This is a genomic window from Arthrobacter sp. PsM3 (genome assembly GCF_030433895.1).
Lineage (GTDB): Bacteria > Actinomycetota > Actinomycetes > Actinomycetales > Micrococcaceae > Arthrobacter.
Window position 1 is genome coordinate 1 of the sequence record NZ_JARUXE010000121.1, and the last position, 552, is coordinate 552.

Below are 552 nucleotides of genomic sequence, written 5' to 3' on the forward strand. Positions count from 1 at the left end.
AAGATCATGCAGGAACTCGAGGCGTTCTTCCGCGGCGCGGGCTGGAACGTCATCAAGGTCGTCTGGGGCCGTGAGTGGGATGACCTGCTGGCCAAGGACGAGGACGGCTCGCTCGTGAAGATCATGAACGAAACCGTCGACGGGGACTACCAGACCTACAAGGCCGAGTCCGGCGCGTTCGTCCGGGAGCACTTCTTCGGGCAGACCCCGCAGACCAAGGAAATGGTCCAGGACCTCACCGATGACCAGATCTGGAACCTCAAGCGCGGCGGCCACGACTACAACAAGGTCTACGCCGCGTACAAGGCCGCGACCGAGTTCAAGGGCAAACCCACCGTCATCCTGGCCCACACGGTCAAGGGCTACGGCCTGGGCACCCACTTCGAGGGCCGCAACGCGACCCACCAGATGAAGAAGCTCACCCTCGCGGACCTCAAGGCCTTCCGCGACCACCTGCGCATCCCGATCACGGACGACCAGCTCGAAGCGGACCTCTACCGGCCCCCGTACTACCACCCCGGCATGGACTCCCCCGAGATCCAGTACCTCATG

1 pseudogene is annotated in these 552 nt (G+C 63.8%); it reads left to right on the forward strand.

What is annotated here, in order from left to right:
* Positions 1 to 552 (forward strand): annotated as a pseudogene (locus tag QCD75_RS21870) (pyruvate dehydrogenase (acetyl-transferring), homodimeric type); the annotation flags it as partial.